The sequence below is a fragment of the Chloroflexota bacterium genome, assembly GCA_014360825.1.
In the GTDB taxonomy this organism is placed as follows: Bacteria; Chloroflexota; Anaerolineae; order UBA2200; family JACIWT01; genus JACIWT01.
This window is the reverse complement of sequence record JACIWT010000033.1, coordinates 1-18,661: the sequence shown is the minus strand read 5'-3', so window position 1 is coordinate 18,661 and position 18,661 is coordinate 1. Positions and strand designations below refer to the sequence as shown.

Genomic DNA, 18,661 nt, shown 5'->3' with positions numbered 1-18,661 from the left:
GTGTTTGAGGCCTGCAAGGCGGTTGCGCTGGGCAACTTCAAGGGTGGGGTGTATGTGGGCACCCTGAAGAACAACGGCGTGGGCATCGCACCGTTCCATGAATTCGACGCCAAGGTACCTGATTCCCTCAAGGCAGAACTAGAGGAGATCAAGGCGGCCCTCATTGATGGCACCATCACTGTGAACGGTGTGCTGGGGCTGTAGCCCTTTGTAACCGGCAAAAGAGGTTCGGGCCAAGGGTTAGCCTTGGCCCGAACCACATACTCTGTGGTCGTTCTGTATGTTGTTTCTTGGGCTGATTCTCTCCGGCAATGATTCAAAGTGCGTATGTGAGGAGGTCCCCAAGAGACTTGTTTATCTGCAGTGGTGACATAAATCGTCTTGTTTTTCATCTGTTGTGAGAAGCATTTTTAAGGAGCGTTTTAATGCCCCTAGTCCTCGAGTTGCAAGGCATTACGAAGGCCTTCCCGGGAGTGTTGGCCAATGATCATATTGATTTGACCTTGGAGAAAGGCGAAATTCATGCCCTCTTGGGAGAGAACGGCGCTGGCAAAACCACCTTAATGAACGTTCTCTATGGGCTGTATCAGCCTGATGAGGGACGGATTTTTTTGCGCCCCCGCAAACAGTCTCCGATCTCACAATCAGCTGTTTCCAAAGACGGGCTGGTAGAGGTAAAGATCCATAGCCCCAACGATGCTATCGCCCAAGGCATTGGCATGGTTCACCAGCACTTTATGCTAGTCCCCCCCCTCACGGTGACTGAAAATGTGATGCTGGGTATAGAATCCACTCGCGGCCCCTTTTTGGATAAGCAAGCGGCAGCCCGCCGCATCCGGGAGATTTCTCAGCAATATGGGCTGGAAGTGGATCCCGATGCTTATATCAGGGATCTGCCGGTTGGGGTACAGCAGCGGGTGGAAATCATCAAGTTGCTTTACCGGGAGGCCGACATCCTGATCTTAGATGAGCCCACGGCGGTCCTCACCCCGCAAGAGGTGGAACGTCTTTTCTCGACCGTGTTGAACTTGGTCAACCAGGGAAAATCCATTATTTTCATCACACACAAGTTGAAGGAAGTCCTTCAAATCGCCAATCGCATCACAGTGTTGCGTAACGGGCGCGTGGTGGGAACCACTACGCCGGCTCAGACCACCGAAGCAGAGTTGGCAGCCATGATGGTGGGTCGGCAGGTGGAATTGGTGGTGCACAAACAACCAACGCCCCCTGGTGAGGTGGTTCTCGAAGTACGGGATCTACAAGTGTTAGATGATCGTCAACACATGGCTGTGAATGGGGTGACATTTGAGGTTCGAGAGAGAGAGGTATTGGGCATTGCTGGGGTTCAGGGCAATGGGCAGACAGAGTTAGTACAGGCTCTTACCGGGCTGCGCCCAGTTGTTGCTGGCGAAATACGCATCTTAGGAACCGATGTCACTTATGCTTCGCCTCGCCATATACTGGAAAAGGGGGTGGCTCACGTACCAGAAGACCGTCAAGGAGATGGTCTTGTCCTCAATTTCCCTGTTCACGACAATCTGGTGTTATGCACTTACTACCTGCCTCCTTTTGCCAAGGGTATCACTGTTCAGGAAGAGTCGGTCATCGCCACGGCCTCGGAACTAGTAGAAGAATTCGATGTGCGTACCCCCAGCGTTTTCGTACCAGCCTCTACCCTCTCCGGGGGCAATCAACAGAAAGTGATCGTGGCCCGAGAGTTCTCCCGCCCTGTCAGGCTGGTCATCGCTTCTCAACCCACCCGAGGCTTAGATGTGGGCTCGATTGAGTATATCCATCAGCGTATTCTCCAGAAACGGTCTGAAGGAACAGCGGTACTTTTGGTTTCCCCAGAACTGGACGAGGTCATTGCTTTGTCCGATCGTATCGCCGTAATGTATAAAGGCCGCATTATGGACATCGTGCCCGCCAAGGGAGTCAACAAAAAATACTTAGGCTTATTGATGGCTGGAGTTGAACCGTCTGAAGCGGCGCTCGCTGCTCCTCCGACCATCGAAGGAGAAGAAGTAGTAGAACGGGTCTTTTAGGGTAACCAACTGTGGTCGCCGTGAAGTGACAAGGAGTTGGACTTGGACGAAAGAACAGTAGAGGAAACATCCGAATTGGCATCTGGAAGAGAGGGAAGGGGATCTCTGGGAGAAAAGGGACGCCAGCCGACAACATCTCAGACTCTTCAGACTTTGATGATGCCGGCGTTAGCGGTGTTCACTGGCTTGGTCATTGGAGCGATCGTCATTGCGATCACGGACGCGAATGTGATAGCGGCGTATGGTAACTTCCTCCGTGCACCGGGTACGGCCCTGGCTGCTACCTGGAGGTCTATTGCCAGTGCGTACGGTGCCCTATTCTATGGCTCTCTGGGAAGCCCGAAAGAACTCTATCAGGCCATCCAGATTTATCGGAGCACAGGGGATAATGCACCATTCCTGCGTGCCATCTGGCCTATCACAGAGAGTCTGGTGGCTTCCACTCCGTATATCTTTGGCGGCCTGGCCGTCGCCTTGGGGTTCCGTTGTGGCTTGTTCAATATTGGCGCGGAGGGACAGATTGGGATCGGGGCATTGGCAGCAGCCTGGGTTGGATATAGCATTACTGGCCTTCCTCAGTTCATCCATCTTCCGCTGGCTATCCTGGCTGGGGCACTGGGAGGGGCTTTCTGGGCTGCCATCCCCGGCTATCTCAAAGCCAAGACCGGAGCCCACGAGGTGGTCAACACCATCATGATGAACTGGATTTCCTTTCGATTGAGCGATTGGCTGCTCAATGGCCCTATGAAGGCTCCCGGCTACCGACCTATCACTCCTAATATCGAACCCACTGCCACCCTGCCGCGGTTTTTCCCTTCACCGATCCGTTTCCATGCCGGTTTTTTCTTGGCTCTCGCCATTGCGGGCCTGGTCTACTGGTTCCTCTTCAAGACCACTCTAGGTTTTGAAATTCGGACGGTGGGCGCCAACCCTCGGGCGGCTCGGTATGCTGGGATGAGCATTACTCGCAATATTATCTTAGCCATGGTCTTCAGTGGGGCCTTGGCCGGCCTCGCTGGGGCAAGTCAGGTCCTGGGGGTAGACCACTGGGTAGGACAAGGGTTCTCTGCTGGTTATGGCTTTGACTCCATCGCCCTGGCTCTGTTGGGCAAGAGTCACCCCGGGGGCGTCGTCTTGGCCTCCTTGTTGTTCGGCACGTTGCGCAGTGGAGCCACTCGTATGCAGTCCCTGGCCGGCATTCCCATTGATATCATCTCCATCATCCAAGGATTGGTCATTATGTTCGTGGCTGCCCCGGCTACTATTCGCTGGCTCTACCGCATCCGAGTGGAACGCATAGAAGAAGTCGTCCTGACTCGGGGATGGGGGAAGTGAGGGCTCAGGCGGCTGCAACTCAATTGGGTTTCCGTTCTTTCGATTACTTGTAGGAAGGGTTATCTATGGCTATCAGTGCTGTGCGACCGCGAGCAAGGGCTGCCTTTCTGAATCGCAGCCAGTGGATGGGTATTCTTTTCCTCGCCTTTGGTGTGGCGATACTCCTTTTCTTTGGGAGGGGACTCGAACCAGGACAGCAGGCCAAATTCGGCCTTAATCCGGGCTGGGTGTCCCAGGCCATTCCGATACCGGACCTGGTTTTGCCTGTGCAACCCACCATTTATATTCTAGGGTCTATCGCTCTCCTTCTCGGAGGCTGGCAACTCGCGCGCGGCTTCCGCTCCGCCGACGCAGTATTGGGCGTCATAGCCATCTGTTTTGTGGTTGCCTTTCTCACTTGGGCTGCTCGTGGCAAATCGTTTAACTTGGTGGGTATGTTGGGGAGTTCATTGGTCAGGGCCACCCCCATCGCCCTCGCCGCCCTATGCGGTGTGGTGAGCGAACGGAGTGGTGTAGTCAACATTGCCATTGAAGGCATCATGCTTCTGTCGGCTCAGGCAGCGGTGATCGTCGCTACTATCACCAAGAACCTTTACTTAGGACTTGGGGCCGGCATCCTCACCGGAGCGATCTTCGCCGCTATCCACGCTGTGATGGCTATTAAGTTCAAAGTAAATCAGATTGTTAGCGCTACGGCTATCAACATCTTCGCCACAGGAGCCACCAGTTTTATCAGCGCTCGTTTCTTGGAGAAAAATATCGATCGACTGAACAACTCAGGCACATTCCCGGTCATTCCTATCCCCCTTCTATCGAAAATCCCCCTCCTAGGACCTATTTTCTTTGAGAATGGGATCATCGTTTACCTGATGCTCATTCTTACAGTAGTTGTGCATATAGTGCTCTTCTACACGCCTTGGGGTCTGCGGACCCGGGCTGTAGGCGAACACCCTCGCGCTGCCGACACTCTGGGCATTAACGTTTTTCTGGTGCGCTACGTCAACGTCATCTTAGGCGGCATGATCGCTGGCATCGGAGGAGCCTATTTCACAATAGGTTCCGTGGGCCGCTTCGATGAGATCATGACTGCGGGCAAGGGCTTCATCGGCCTGGCAGCGATGATCTTTGGGAAATGGAATCCCTTTGGTGCCTTCGCCTCCTCGCTCATCTTTGGGTTCGCGGACTCTTTGCAGATCAAGCTGCAGATTCTGAGAGTACCTATTCCCTCCGAATTCTTGTTGATGGCTCCTTATCTGGTCACTATGATCGTCTTGGCAGGCGTAGTGGGGCGAGCCGTTCCGCCGGCAGCAGACGGGGAGCCATACGAGAAACAGTAGTGGTGAAACCAAAAGGCGGGCCCATAGGCCCGCCTTTTGTTGTCGGCAACTAGGCCTGCTCCCTCTGCCGCCAAGCCTCGTACAAGATAATGGACCCAGCGACCGCTGCATTGAGAGAGTGGATTTGCCCGCGCATAGGCAGCCGAACGAGAAAATCACAGCGCTCACGTACCAGCCGCCGTAGCCCTTCACCTTCGCTGCCTATCACCAGCGCCAGCGGCCGGTCAAGGTCCGCAGTGCGATATTCGAGGGCCCCAGGCACATCCTCCACACCTATCACCCAGACCCCTGCCTTTTTCAGGGCTTCCATCGCTCGCACCAAGTTGGTGACTCGGGCCACGCGCAGGTGTTCAACTGCTCCCGCGGAGGCGTTTGAAACGGCAGGGCTAATATCGGCAGCGCGGTTGCGAGGAATGAAAACGCCGTGCACCCCTACTGCCTCCGCCGTGCGCAGGAGCGCTCCGAGATTCTGAGGATCTTGCAAACAATCAAGCACTAATACAAAGGGGGCTTCGCCACGTTCGCTAGCCAAGCCCAGGATATCTTCCTCTTCAGCGTACGGATAGACACTGGCGTGGGCTATCACTCCCTGATGGTTGGCCCCGCGAACGAGGGTATCCATCTGTCGGCGCTGTGCTTGCCTGAGGGGTATCCTTTTCTGTCGGGCTAACTCCACCAGACGGGCCACCGTTCCCTGTAATTTGACGCCTTCAGCCAGAGTCACTTCCATGACTTTGCGACGTCCTGCACGCAGGGCCTCATGAACGGCGTTACGCCCGTATAGGATCTCGATCATCGTCCTATCGCGTCATCGTTTGACAAACCGCCACCTCGTTCCTTGGGGGCCATCTTCTAATGCCACATCCAATTCGGCCAGCCGAGCGCGGATACGATCGGCCAGTGCCCACTGCTTGGCTGCCCGCAGCTCCGAACGTATATCCACAAGCAGTTGGATGAAAGGTTCGGCTTGCATTGGGACCTCGGGCTCTTTCAGTGTCAACCCCAAAACGCCGGCCAATTCTTTCAGCACTCCTTGGGCGAAAGCCAGACTCTCGACACTGACTCCCTCTTCGCGCGCCTGATTAATAGCACGGGTTAACTCAAACAAACCCGAGATCGCTCGCGGCGAATTGAAATCATCATCCATGGCCTCAATGAACACTGCTTTCGTCTGTCGTGCGATATCACTGAGCGCGTCGTTGCCACCGCTGGCTGGTACTACGTCGGGCATATCACGCAATGCTGCACGCATTCGCTCCAATCCTCGCTCGGCGGCCCGCACCCCAGCGTCCTTCCAAGTAATCGGGCTGCGGTAATGTGAGGAGAGAAGAAAGAGGCGGATCGCGTCTGGTTGATAGAGTTCCAGCGCTTCGCGGCAACTGATGAAGTTGCCTAGGTGGCGGGTCATCTTTTCTTCTTCCTCACGCAGGCGCAATGGACCGTTGTGCAGCCAATATTTCACAAAAGGCACTTTGCCCGTATAGCTCTCGGACTGGGCGATCTCATTCTCGTGGTGGGGAAAGATCACATCCGGCCCGCCACCATGGATATCAATCTGCTCGCCCAAGAACTGGATGGCCATGGCGGAACACTCGATATGCCAGCCGGGGCGGCCCGGTCCCCAGGGGCTGTCCCATGCTGGTTCCCCAGGTTTCGACGCCTTCCACAGAGCGAAGTCCATCGGATGCTCCTTGCGCTCGTCTACCTCTATGCGCGCACCGGCCAGCATTTCTTCCAGCGTGCGTCTGGACAGCTTGCCGTAGTCTGGGTCGCTGGTGACCCTGAAATATACATCGCCGTCTAACTCGTAGGCGTGTCCCTTGGCAATAAGTGTGGAGATGATCTCGATCATCTTGGGGATGACCTCTGTAGCACGGGGGTAGAAGTCAGCGCGTTTGATGTTGAGGCCGTCCATCTCCTTGTAGAAACGGTCGATGTATATTTCCGCCAATGCCCCTATTGTTGTGCCCTGTGATCGAGCCGTAGCAATGATGCGATCCTCCACATCGGTGAAATTCTGCACGTGAATCACGTTGTAGCCGCGGTACTGTAGATAACGCTTGATCATATCAAAAGAGAGATATGACATCGCGTGCCCTACATGACATGGGCCATAGAGATTGGGACCACACACGTACATCTTGACATTATTCAGTTCCAGGGGTTCAAATGGCTCCTTCTGGCGTGTCAAGGTGTTGTAAACTCTAAGGCCCATTTCCCTTGTTTCCTCCTGATACATGCTGTGTGGTTTACTGCCTTTCGTCTACCTTCTTACTTATGTAGGCGCAGATGAGTTACCCGCCCAGAGAAGCACACAGTCGTGGAGAGTGCAGAGCAGCATCTCACTAGACCTCTCTGTTTAGGCTATCCCGTAGCGATCGCTCAATAATCAGGTTCACTACTAGTTGGATCGCCGCGTGAGTCGAGATGTGATCCGTCCGTATTACGAGGTCATAAAGTTGGGGATCAAGCCAGTTCACACCGTAGTACCGGCGGAGATAGTCAGCACGAGCGCGATCGCTAGCGGTGATGCGCTCCGTTGCCTCACGGTGAGTCAGGCCCTCGCGTTCCATAAGGACTTTGATGCGACGAGACATACTAGCGATGACTTGAAGGTGCAGAGTATCGGGGCGGTCCTTGAGCAGCACCTGGCCTGCCTGCCCCACAATGACTACGTCCCCTTGTTTCGCCAGATCTAAGATCACCAACCCTACGATGCGCACGTAGTCGTCCATAGTGGTTCCCACGTGTGGCAAAGGAGGTGTGAAAATTCCGCTCAGGGGCACAGTTGCCGGTGGCCTTATCTCGCTCTCGCGTGTCGAGTCAATGGGAGGGATGGCTGGCATCGCTCTAAGCACATCGATGATCTGCTCAATGACTCCACGGCGTCCCTCATATTCGAGTTCGTGTAAGGCCATTTCTGGGACACCTGCCTGAATAGCCGCACGATTAATTATCTCTCGATCTACGAAGCGTAAGTTGAGCGCTTTCGCGATCCCCGCGGCGATATCCTGACCACCACTCGCTAGTTGTCGGGAAACTGTAACAATGGGCATGTTCTTACCCCTAATGACTGGTCTTGGCCTCCGGTTGGGCAAAGATCATCCGCCCCGCCATAGTCTGCAACACACGGGTGACTGTTACCTCGATCGTTTCGCCGATGTAGCGCCGTCCGTCTTCGACCACTACCATTGTACCGTCGTCCAAATAACCTACGCCCTGGCCCAACTCTTTGCCCTCCTGGATGACTTGTATGCTGATGGTTTCCCCAGGCAAGACAACGGATTTGACCGCATTGGCCAACGCGTTGATGTTCAACACCTCGACGCCCTGCAACTCGGCGATTTTGATGAGATTGAAATCGTTGGTGAGAATAGGGCATTTGAGGTCACGGGCGAGTTTCACGAGTTTGCTATCCACTTCTCGGATTTCCTTAGCATCCATGTCAGATATCTGGACGGGGACAGCGTGATCCTTCTGCATCCTATTCAGTATCTCCAAACCGCGGCGACCGCGGTTGCGGCGCAGAATATCTGGCGAATCAGCAATATGCTGTAACTCATTGAGCACAAACCGGGGAACAATTAATGTGCCGCGGATGAACCCTGTCTGGCTAATATCAGCGATGCGCCCGTCAATGATCACGCTCGTATCCAAGAGTATGATGTCCCCTCGTTCGCGACCGCCTTCGTAGGAGAGGCGGATTCCAACCAGTCCCAGGATCTCGCGTCCCCGAGACATCATGGTGGTGGTGCCCAGATACCCGAAGACCACAGCCGCTACGAACGGAAGTATGCGTCCCAGGGGATACGGAAGCAGTGAAAGAGGCAGGGATAAAAGAGCCGAAAGGATGAGTCCAACTATTAAGCCAATGATACCTGCTACTATAGTGTGTGCTGTTGCCTCCCGGATCCGGTCACGCACCCAGAAAAATGGCCGCGTCGTGACGTGTGGCGTGAAAGCCAGGCCCAGAATGCCACCTACCAGGCCGAGAACATAAGGTATTATCAAACTTATAGTGGGGCCAAGTAAAGCAAATAGCCCTTGTAGCGAGGGCAGGGTGGACCACTCTTGCAGATAGATCCCTAACTGCCAGCCTAGAGCAGCCATTACCAAAGCCCCGATAACTCTAGCGATAGGTTCGATTTTGTCCCTCATAACAATATCCTCCTTTAACCAGTGATCACCATGCGATGTGCTACCCTTTCCCTCAAAAAGTTCCTAATCAATGAATGAAAAAAGTGTGCCAACCGCAAGCACACTCAAACCAGATCTCGACAGTGGACACTACGATTACGCTATGTCAATTTCTGTGCTTTGGATATTTCAGATCCTGCTGATGTGTTCCGGTATTGATAAATAAGGGATAATTACTATTCGGTTAGAAAAAGACAGGATAAGTGCGTTTGGGCGTGTTAGCCCCTCTGTATTGACTATAACTCATGAATTGCGATTTGTCAACAACGTCCTTTAGTGCAGGTGTTTTAGTGCACTAAAGCGGCCTCCAGTGCCTCACCTAACGATCGGATACGGCATATCTCGATGTCCGTTTTCCACCCAGGGGGCAGACGGGTAGATTTGGGCATCAAGCACCGTTGGAACCCCAACTTTGCTGCCTCTGTCACTCGCTTCTCCACCTGTCCCACGGAGCGCAGTTCGCCGGATAGACCAACCTCGCCTATCAGTACCAGATCCGACGCGATAGGTAGGTTGCGGAAACTCGATGCGATAGCCGTTGCTACCGCCAGATCTACTGCAGGCTCGGTGATGCGCAGGCCCCCCACCACATTGACATAAATATCTTGATTGGATAAGCCCAATCCAACTCTTTTGCTTAACACCGCGGTTAGTAGAAGGAGTCGGTTGAAATCAATGCCATTGGCAGTGCGGCGCGGTAGCCCAAATGTAGTTGTGCTGGTGAGGGCTTGCACCTCCACCAAGATCGGCCGCGTTCCCTCCATTGTGACGGCAATAGCCGAACCGGCCGCTTCGACCAACCGCTCAGCCAGGAAAACCTGTGAAGGATTGGAGATTTCCACCAATCCTTCCTGCTGCATTTCGAACACCCCTACCTCGTTTGTCGAGCCGAAGCGGTTCTTCACGCTCCGCAGCAACCGATAGGCATGGAAGCGCTCCCCCTCCAAGTACAAAACCGTGTCCACCATATGCTCTAAAACCCTTGGCCCGGCAATAGCACCTGACTTCGTCACATGGCCAATGATGAATATGGGCACATGATGTGCCTTGGCTAGCCGCAGGAGAGCGGTCGCACATTCTCGCACCTGACTGATGCTTCCTGCTGAGGATGTGAGCCCCTCTAAATACACCGATTGGATAGAGTCCACAACCACCATGCTGGGGCTGAGTTGTTCTATATGCAACAGTATGGCATCGAGGTTGGTCTCGGCAAGGATATACAGGGGACCGCTTACGATGCCGAGACGGTCGGCGCGCATTTTAATCTGTTCGGCCGATTCCTCACCGGACACATAGAGGATCTTGCGACCATCCTCAGCCAAAAGTGCGGAAAGTTGTAGTAAGAGAGTGGACTTGCCAATGCCAGGGTCCCCGCCGACTAAAATAACCGAGCCTGGCACAATGCCGCCACCGAGGGTGCGATTGAACTCCTCCATGGGGATGGGCAAACGTTGAAATCCACCCTGAGCAATCTCAGCGATGGGGCGTGGGGGCTGTGTCACTATGGCAGGGAGAGAAGAGGTGGGACTCTCCTTGAACAGCATGGTCTCTACCAGCGTGTTCCATTCATTGCAACCCGGACATTGCCCAACCCACTTGATGGATTCATAGCCACATTGCTGGCAAACAAAGACGGTTTTAGCCTTGGGCACAGAATCGCTCTCCTGTTCAGCCTGATCAATTGTTTAAAGGGAGAGTAGCGATCGCGTCAGGCTCCTCGCGTTTAGCCCGAAGGACGATTTCATCTCCCTCCCGGACGATGGATATAGTGTCACCTCGCATGAACTCCCCCGCCAGTAAACCCTCGCATAATGGGTCTTCTACTAGACGCTGGATGGTGCGACGCAGGGGCCGAGCTCCAAATTGCGGGTCATACCCTTGGTCGGCCAGCAAATCCCTGGCTTCCTCAGTCAGTTCCAGGCGGATATCCTGATCTGCAAGGCGTTTCTCTACCTCCGCAATATTCATGCCTACAATCTGCTTGATCTGGTCACGAGTGAGAGCGCGGAATACAATGACCGCATCCACGCGGTTGAGAAATTCTGGGCGGAAAGTACGCTTTAATTCCTCCAGTAGTTTCTCCTTCATGCGCTTGTAACTGTCTTCAGCAGCTTTGATCTCATCCCTCGGCACATTGAAACCCATCGCGGTCTCGCGGGTCAAGAGGGTGGCTCCCACATTTGAGGTCATGATAATGATGGTATTGCGAAAATCCACTTGCCGACCCTTGGCGTCGGAAAGGTGGCCGTCTTCCATGATTTGCAGGAGCATGTTGAAGGCCTCGGGGTGCGCCTTTTCGACCTCATCGAAGCAAACAACCGAGTAAGGGCGGCGGCGGATGGCTTCTGTAAGTTGTCCGGCCTCTTCGTAGCCAACATAGCCGGGCGGTGCCCCCACAAGCCGTGATACCGTGTGCCGTTCCATGAACTCAGACATATCGAGCTGTAGGAGTGCCTCTTCGCTGCCAAACATAAACTCTGCCAACGCTTTGGCCAGTTCGGTTTTGCCTACCCCGGTGGGGCCCAAGAAGATAAAAGAACCAATAGGGCGGTGTGGGTCCTTCAACCCAGCCCGCGCCCGGCGTACCGCTTTGGCAATTGTGCTAATGGCTTCATCTTGACCTACAATGCGCTGGTGCAGTGCAGTTTCCATTTGCAGGAGTCGCTCCGTCTCCCCGCCGGTCAGTCGCCCTACTGGAATGCCTGTCCACATGGAAACGATCTCGGCGATATCATCGGCAGTGACCTGAAGGCCCTCTTCCTCAACAGTTTGGCGCCACCCCAATCGCTTTTGCTCCAGCTGTTTGCGAAGATCCGTTTCTTTGTCGCGCAGGTAAGCAGCCACATCGAAATTCTGTGCCTCCAGAGCTCTTTGCTTCTCCTGCTGTATTCGTTGTAGTGCCAAGAAGGTTTTGCGCATCCCCATGGGCTGTAGGGCCTTATACGTGCGTACCCGTGAGGCTGCCTCGTCGATGAGGTCAATGGCTTTGTCGGGCAGGAAGCGGTCGGGTACGTAACGCGCGGACAGATTTGCCGCTGCCTCAATCGCCTCATCGGTGATCCGTAAACGGTGGTAATCTTCGTAACGGGCTCTAATGCCACGCAAGATCTCGATGGTTTCCTCCACAGTGGGCTCTCTTACAATCACTGGCTGGAAGCGCCGTTCCAGTGCAGCGTCGTGTTCAATGTACTTCCGGTATTCGTCCATGGTGGTGGCACCGATGCACTGCAGTTCACCGCGGGCCAGCGCGGGCTTGAGAATATTCGCCGCATCCACAGAACTACCGGCCGCGCCCGCACCTACCAGCATGTGCAATTCGTCAATGAACAGGATGCTGCGTGTGGATTTGATCTCATCGATGACGCGCTTCAGACGCTCTTCAAACTGACCGCGGTACATTGTTCCTGCGACCAACGAACCCACATCAAGCATGACCACCCGTTTGTCTAACAACGTTTCTGGTGTCTCCCCCGCAACAATGCGTTGCGCCAAGCCCTCCACGATGGCCGTTTTCCCCACTCCTGGTTCACCGATGAGGGCGGGGTTGTTCTTTGTGCGCCGCGAAAGAATTTGGATTACGCGTTCGATCTCTTTTTCTCGGCCAATTACGGGGTCAAGTTTACCCTCACGGGCCCACTGGGTTAGGTCGACCCCGAGTTGCTCCACCAGAGATTGTCCTTTGGGGCTCACGCCCTGGGCACGGTCCACAGCGGGATGCGCCGGGCTCATTTGCATCAGGCGTGTTGTTTCCTCTCGTATTTGCTCTAGGTCTACTCCCAGGCTCTCCAAGATACTGGCTGCCACTCCCTCTGGTTCGCGCACTAAACCTAAGAGCAAGTGTTCAGTGCCCACGTAATAATGCCCGAGCCGCCGTGCCTCGTCCACTGCCAATTCAATGACTCGCTTCGTACTGGGTGAAAGTGGTATCTTGCCGCGTACAGGCTCACTCCCACGTCCGATGGTACGTCCGATTGCCTCGCGTACATGAGATAGGGTGATCCCCATATCTCTGAGCACCCGCGCGGCCACGCCATTCTCCTCGCGAATTAAGCCCAGAAGCAAGTGTTCAGTGCCGATATATGGGTGATACAGAAGTTCTGCTTCTTCTTGGGCCATGGTCAGGGCCTGGCGGGCCCGTTTCGTAAAGCGATCCAACTTATCTGCCATCTCTTAACCCTCTTAACTCGCTCACCTGTATCTAAAGGGATCGGCTACAGCATCTGTGGTATTCCTCAACGGTTCTCCACCTTTTTCTCTCGATCTCTCCGGTTCCTATCACGCAATCCTCTCCCATCTCTGAACGGACGAATGTGGCCTTGATTTGCGGAACGCACTTTTACTAACTGACGTGCTCCTGACCCGCTGGGTTCCCCGTAATAAGAACGGGGCTAGTGCCAAAGCCTTCCACCAGCCCCGCCGGTAGGGAGATGTCAACGTTGACGTGCACGGGAACTGGCCAGCGGACTGTCCGGGCTAGACCGCCGCACGTCAATTTGGTATATCTAGCCGAGACCTAACGCCACTTCACCTATGAGAAGTTCGCACGAGATTATCCGCAATGCCAATTTGCCCTACGTCAAGATTCAGCAGCGTCTTCGCCTTCCACTTCGCTTGCTTTGAGGCCTGCTTCCGCCTCCTCGATGACGCGGCGCAGGCTGAGCCCGAGTCGCCGGCGGGCGCTATCAATGCGAATAACGCGCAAGGTGAGCACATCGCCTTCTTTGACAACCTCGCGCGGATGGTTAATCCGCTCAGGAGATAACTCTGAGATGTGGATAAGACCCTCGATACCATCATCCAATCTGGCGAAGGCGCCGAAACTAGTCAACTTGGTGATAGTCGCCCCTTCGACCAACTGACCTACCTGGTAGCGTTGTTCTATGGCGCACCACGGCTCCGGTTGCAGTCGTTTCAAGCTGAGAGCGATTCGGCCCCGCTCTTGGTCTACGCCCATCACGTACACTTCCACTTCGTCGCCTATTTGATGCACGTCGCTGACTTTTTCTACGCGTTCCCACGACAATTCAGACATATGCACTAGACCTTCGATGCCGCCCAAATCCACGAATAGGCCGAAATCACACAGGCTGGTAACTTTGCCGTGGCAGATGTCTCCGACTTTCAGTTCCGCCAGGAGTTTCTCGCGGCGTTCCTCTTTCCACTCGCGTTGGGCGGCTCGTTCGGAGAGAATGAGCCGATTACGATTGCGATCTAAGTCAACGATTTTGAGTTGCATTTTACGCCCGATAACCTGCTTGAGCGCTTCTGAGTGTTCGACATCTGCTCCCTCGCCGCGAGGAAAATCCACACTTACTAATTGGGAGGCTGGGACGAAGCCGCGGACCTTTCCTAACCGGACGAGGAGGCCACCACGGTTATAGCCAGAGACCGTTCCCTCAAAGATTTCGCCGCGTTCATAGATTCGCTGTGCTTCTGCCCAGTCCTTTTCCAGCTGGGCTCGGCGAATCGAAAGAAGGATATTGCCTTCGCGGTCCTCTGGACTCACCACAAACACGACTACGGGGTCACCGGGACGAAGATTGGTGCGTATCTCTGGATCCAACTGCTCTAATTCCCGGCCTGACACAATGCCCTCCGATTTTGCCCCCACATCCACAGTGATTTCGGAGGGGCTCACGCTGACTACAACACCATTCAGCACCTCCCCACGACGAGGCCGCTTGTAGTTCAACGCCTCATCGAGCAGGGCATACATTGGGTGGGTCCCATCGGCTCCGGGCGACTCATCTCCCCAGGGATGCGAGGTAGCCTTGTGCTCTGCCATGCTCTCTCCTGGTCTAATAGGCTCTATATTTAATTATAAAACCACATCCCCGAAAAGGCAAATTCTACGGCACGATAGCAATCGCTTCGATTTCCACCCGTGCTCCTCGAGGTAGAGCAACAACCTGCACCGTGGTGCGTCCTGGCGGCTCCTGAGGGAAGAACTCGGCGTAGACACGGTTCATGGCGGCGAAATCGCCTAAATCTACTAGGAAGACAGTGGTTTTGACCACCTGTGCAAGTGACGTGCCCGCGGCTTGCAGGACGGCAGAGAGATTCTTTAAAACCTGCCGTGTCTGTCCTTCAATGCCTCCTTCGACCATCTGGCCAGTGGATGGGTCAATGGCGATCTGCCCGGCGGTGAAAACAAATTGCCCAATGCGTATCGCCTGGGAGTATGGCCCGATGGCAGCAGGGGCTTCCTCTGTGGATATGATTTCTCGGTACATTGCTCCTCCATATCTAGGATTGCAGGATCTGCGCGAGGGGGGTCGTAACACCGATTTCCTTTGTCATTTGACCACAATGTTGATCAGGCGGTCGCGTACGTAGACCGTCTTGATTACTTCCCGACCCTCGATGTATTTGTTTACCTTCGGGCTGGCCATGGCTATCGCGCGGGCTTGTTTTTCGTCCAACCCGGCAGGTACCTCTAGCTTGTCACGTACCTTGCCGTTGATCTGCACCACCAAGGTCACGGATTTCTCTGCCGCTAACGCCTCATCCCACTGCGGCCATGATTGTTGATGCACGCTATACGGACCGCCAATGCGTTCCCACATCTCCTCGGCGATATGAGGTGCAACGGGGGCCAACATTAGTACCAGCGCACGGATCGCTTCTTTCCATGCCTCGGTGCCAACTACAGGGGTGTTCTTGACTTTCATCAGGTAATTGTTGTATTCCATCAGGGCGGCCAGCATGGTGTTAAACTGGAAGCGCTCCATATCAGTGGTGACCCGGCGGATGGTTTGATGCGTGATGCGTCGCAGGGCAACAACGTCCTCTTCCGCTGGTTTGGCATCGGTTTGCTTCGCGGGATGTAGGACCACGCTCCATACGCGGTTCAGGAAGCGGTGTATGCCCTCGATGCCGCGGCTGCTCCAGGGGCCCCCTTCCTCCCAGGGGCCAATGAACATTAGATAGGCGCGTACCGTATCTGCACCCATTGTTTGCACATAATCATCGGGGTTTACCACATTGCCACGTGACTTGCTCATCTTCTCGTTGTCTTCTCCTAAGATGATCCCCTGGTTGTACAAACGCAGCATGGGCTCGTCCAAATTCAATATGCCAATGTCGCGGCAGGCTTTGGTGAAAAAGCGGGTGTACAACAAGTGCATAGTCGCGTGCTCAATGCCCCCAGTGTACTGGTCTACTGGCAGCCAATATTCGGCCTCCGCTGGGTCGAAGGGACCTTTGTCGTATTTCGGGCTCAGGTAGCGCATGTGATACCACGATGAGCACATGAATGTGTCCATGGTATCTGTCTCACGCTTCGCTGGGCCACCGCAGGCCGGGCAAGTTGTGTTCAAGAAACCGGGGTGATATTTCAGCGGCGACTCGCCGGTGGGCAAAAATTCGGCGTCGTCGGGCAAAAGAACTGGCAGGTCCTCTTCTGGCACCGGGACGATGCCACAGCGATCGCAATATACTATAGGGATTGGCGCACCCCAATAACGCTGGCGGGATATCAGCCAATCGTGGAGGCGATAATTTACAGCATATCGGCCCAGTCCACGCTCTTCCAGCCATTGTGTGGTGCGCTTGACGGCGACGTCGCCCGGTGTTCCACTTAGGGGACCGGAATTGACCATCGTGCCATATTCGGTATGGAACAATATGTCCCGATAAAACTCCAGTTCCCATAGCATCTCCATGACCGTGCGTTTATCCCGCACTGCAGGCTCTAAATGCTTGCAGCGGGCCAGAATCTCACGGTCGGCTTCTACCGAGTTGAGTTCTCGAATACCGTCCTCGAATACGAAAACCCAGCGCGTACCCACCACTGTGTTCCATCTACCGGGCAAGAGATATGCACGCACCAGTTCGATGTAGCGATCAATCTGCTCGGCACCGTGCAAGGTAACGTACAGGGCCTCGCCCAAATCACGATATGGGCCGGCTGTGAACTCGATACCGACCTTGGACAGCGCTTCAGCCAAACCCGGCCGCATCGATCCAGGGAAGACGAAGCTCTTAGCCACGCCGTCTGATCGGGCAATGACTGGGATGATGGGCAGGCCAAACGTTATAGCGAACTCGAAATCGCGTTCGTCATGGGCGGGGACACCCATGATCGCACCCGTGCCATAGGTCATCAGCACATAGTCTGCAACCCAAATTGGGATACGCTCGTTGTTAACCGGGTTGATGGCATATGCCCCGGTGAATACGCCCGTTTTCTCTTTCTCTACCGAGAGGCGCTCGATTTCGCTCTGACGGCTAGCCTGATACGTGTATTCCTGGACCAGATTACGCTGTTCCGCTGCTGTCAATTTTTCTACCAGTGGATGTTCCGGTGCGAGAACCATGAAAGTCGCACCCCATAGGGTATCGGGACGCGTGGTGAAAACTACAATCTCATCGCCTTCCTCGGAATGGAAGGTAACGTTCGCCCCTTCGCTACGGCCAATCCAGTTAGTCTGCATTACCCGCACGCGCTCAGGCCAATCGATCTTGCTGAAGTCCAGCAACTCTTCCGCATAGTCGGTGATACGGAAAAACCATTGCTCCAGATCCTTGCGGATCACTGGTGTGCCACAACGCTCACAATGGCGATCTTCGCCCCACACTTGCTCGCGGGCCAATGTAGTGTTACATTTGGGGCACCAATCCACCGGAGCCTTGGTTCGATAAGCCAAGCCGTGCTCGTAGAACTTTAAGAAGAACCATTGCGTCCATTTGTAATATTCCGGATCGCAGGTGATGGCCTCGCGGTCCCAATCGAACATAGCGCCCATAGATTTGAGTTGTCGGCGCATCCGTTCAATGTTGTCGTAGGTCCATTTTTTGGGATGGATGCCGTGTTTGATGGCAGCGTTCTCGGCAGGCAGGCCGAAGGCATCGAACCCGATGGGAAATAGGACATTGTACCCTTTCATGCGAGTGTAACGGGCCTTGGCATCCGACGGGGCCATGGCATACCAGTGGCCGATGTGCAGATCACCGGAGGTATAAGGCAGCATGGTCAGAAAATAGAACTTCGGTTTATCCCCGCCGCGTATGGCTTTGTATAGCCCATCCGCTTCCCATCGCCTCTGCCATTTAGGTTCAATAATCTGTGGGTTGTATTTCTCTGGCTTCATCCGATTTCTCCTGTGGCTGACCCAAAGAATGCGAAAGCCCCTCGTCAGTCAGGGACGAAGGGCTCTCTCCGTGGTACCACCCTGTTTGATAGGGCATATAGGCTATTATTTCGGAATGCAAAATAGAGGTGGAGCTGAGGGGAGTCGAACCCCTGGCCTTCTCAATGCCATTGAGACGCTCTCCCAACTGAGCTACAGCCCCACGTGGGTCTCCCTATCCACTCATGAGCGCGCTAACGGGCACATCCGGCGACGGCTAACGAATTACCGAACGACCTTGTTTCACCGTCGCGGCTCCCAGGCGAGTTCAACCTTCTGGCACACCCCGGGGGTGCCTAGCCTGGCTTTCACCGTAACTTTGCCGGCTCTCTGCGGGGTTGGTCTACTACTCCTGATCACTGCCTGATCCCATATTGGTGGAGCTGAGGGGATTCGAACCCCTGACCTCATCAGTGCGATTGACGCGCTCTCCCAACTGAGCTACAGCCCCATTATTTGTTTGAAATTATATTGCAAGAAAAGGCTATTGTCAAATGCACGGTGTCCAGGACATACTATACAGTTTCTGGGGTATGGATATTCTCAATACGTACAGAAAGTATTAGAATTGGCCGGAGTGGATCTGAACACTTTAGAACCGGAGCGATATGGACGC

At 54.5% G+C, this 18,661-nt stretch carries 13 protein-coding genes and 2 tRNA genes; 4 read left to right on the top strand and 11 right to left on the bottom strand.

Annotation, left to right across the window (positions count from 1 at the left end):
- From H5T64_12760 to H5T64_12745, 4 genes are all read left to right on the top strand, one after another.
- The coding region (locus H5T64_12760) for a BMP family ABC transporter substrate-binding protein (GenBank protein ID MBC7265207.1) at positions 1 to 204 on the top strand (204 nt) is incomplete at its 5' end.
- Between the two features lie 221 nt (positions 205 to 425).
- Positions 426 to 2,045: an ABC transporter ATP-binding protein gene (locus tag H5T64_12755; protein MBC7265206.1), complete on the top strand. Its 1,620-nt coding sequence runs from the start codon at positions 426 to 428 to the stop codon at positions 2,043 to 2,045.
- A gap of 156 nt (positions 2,046 to 2,201) precedes the next feature.
- On the top strand, positions 2,202 to 3,380 hold the full coding sequence (locus tag H5T64_12750) for an ABC transporter permease (GenBank protein ID MBC7265205.1): 1,179 nt from the start codon (positions 2,202 to 2,204) through the stop codon (positions 3,378 to 3,380).
- Positions 3,381 to 3,445: 65 nt separating this feature from the next.
- Entirely contained in the window at positions 3,446 to 4,717 is a 1,272-nt protein-coding gene (locus H5T64_12745; GenBank protein ID MBC7265204.1) for an ABC transporter permease, read from the top strand.
- Positions 4,718 to 4,766: 49 nt separating this feature from the next.
- Here the strand turns inward: H5T64_12745 and rlmB are convergent, their stop codons facing one another.
- The 11 genes from rlmB to H5T64_12690 all read right to left on the bottom strand — a co-directional run bounded on the left by rlmB (position 4,767) and on the right by H5T64_12690 (position 18,496).
- Positions 4,767 to 5,513, bottom strand: coding sequence for a 23S rRNA (guanosine(2251)-2'-O)-methyltransferase RlmB (gene rlmB, locus H5T64_12740; GenBank protein ID MBC7265203.1), 747 nt, complete (start codon positions 5,511 to 5,513; stop codon positions 4,767 to 4,769).
- Between the two features lie 12 nt (positions 5,514 to 5,525).
- Complete coding sequence (locus H5T64_12735) at positions 5,526 to 6,932, bottom strand: cysteine--tRNA ligase (protein ID MBC7265202.1); 1,407 nt, start codon at positions 6,930 to 6,932, stop codon at positions 5,526 to 5,528.
- A gap of 130 nt (positions 6,933 to 7,062) precedes the next feature.
- Positions 7,063 to 7,773, bottom strand: coding sequence for a cytidylate kinase-like family protein (locus H5T64_12730; protein ID MBC7265201.1), 711 nt, complete (start codon positions 7,771 to 7,773; stop codon positions 7,063 to 7,065).
- Between the two features lie 10 nt (positions 7,774 to 7,783).
- A complete protein-coding gene (locus tag H5T64_12725) occupies positions 7,784 to 8,875 on the bottom strand; it encodes a TRAM domain-containing protein (protein ID MBC7265200.1) in 1,092 nt (363 codons plus the stop codon).
- Positions 8,876 to 9,201: 326 nt separating this feature from the next.
- Positions 9,202 to 10,566: a DNA repair protein RadA gene (gene radA / locus H5T64_12720; protein ID MBC7265199.1), complete on the bottom strand. Its 1,365-nt coding sequence runs from the start codon at positions 10,564 to 10,566 to the stop codon at positions 9,202 to 9,204.
- 25 nt (positions 10,567 to 10,591) lie between these two features.
- The gene (locus tag H5T64_12715; GenBank protein ID MBC7265198.1) at positions 10,592 to 13,081 is read right to left on the bottom strand and encodes an ATP-dependent Clp protease ATP-binding subunit; all 2,490 of its coding nucleotides are present in this window, start codon (positions 13,079 to 13,081) and stop codon (positions 10,592 to 10,594) included.
- Positions 13,082 to 13,490: 409 nt separating this feature from the next.
- The gene (locus H5T64_12710; protein MBC7265197.1) at positions 13,491 to 14,699 is read right to left on the bottom strand and encodes a S1 RNA-binding domain-containing protein; all 1,209 of its coding nucleotides are present in this window, start codon (positions 14,697 to 14,699) and stop codon (positions 13,491 to 13,493) included.
- A gap of 64 nt (positions 14,700 to 14,763) precedes the next feature.
- Positions 14,764 to 15,147, bottom strand: coding sequence for a RidA family protein (locus H5T64_12705; protein MBC7265196.1), 384 nt, complete (start codon positions 15,145 to 15,147; stop codon positions 14,764 to 14,766).
- Positions 15,148 to 15,210: 63 nt separating this feature from the next.
- The gene (locus H5T64_12700; GenBank protein ID MBC7265195.1) at positions 15,211 to 18,006 is read right to left on the bottom strand and encodes a leucine--tRNA ligase; all 2,796 of its coding nucleotides are present in this window, start codon (positions 18,004 to 18,006) and stop codon (positions 15,211 to 15,213) included.
- 129 nt (positions 18,007 to 18,135) lie between these two features.
- Positions 18,136 to 18,208: transfer RNA gene (locus H5T64_12695), tRNA-Ala, on the bottom strand.
- Positions 18,209 to 18,420: 212 nt separating this feature from the next.
- A tRNA-Ala gene (locus H5T64_12690) sits at positions 18,421 to 18,496 on the bottom strand.
- Positions 18,497 to 18,661: the final 165 nt, after the last annotated feature.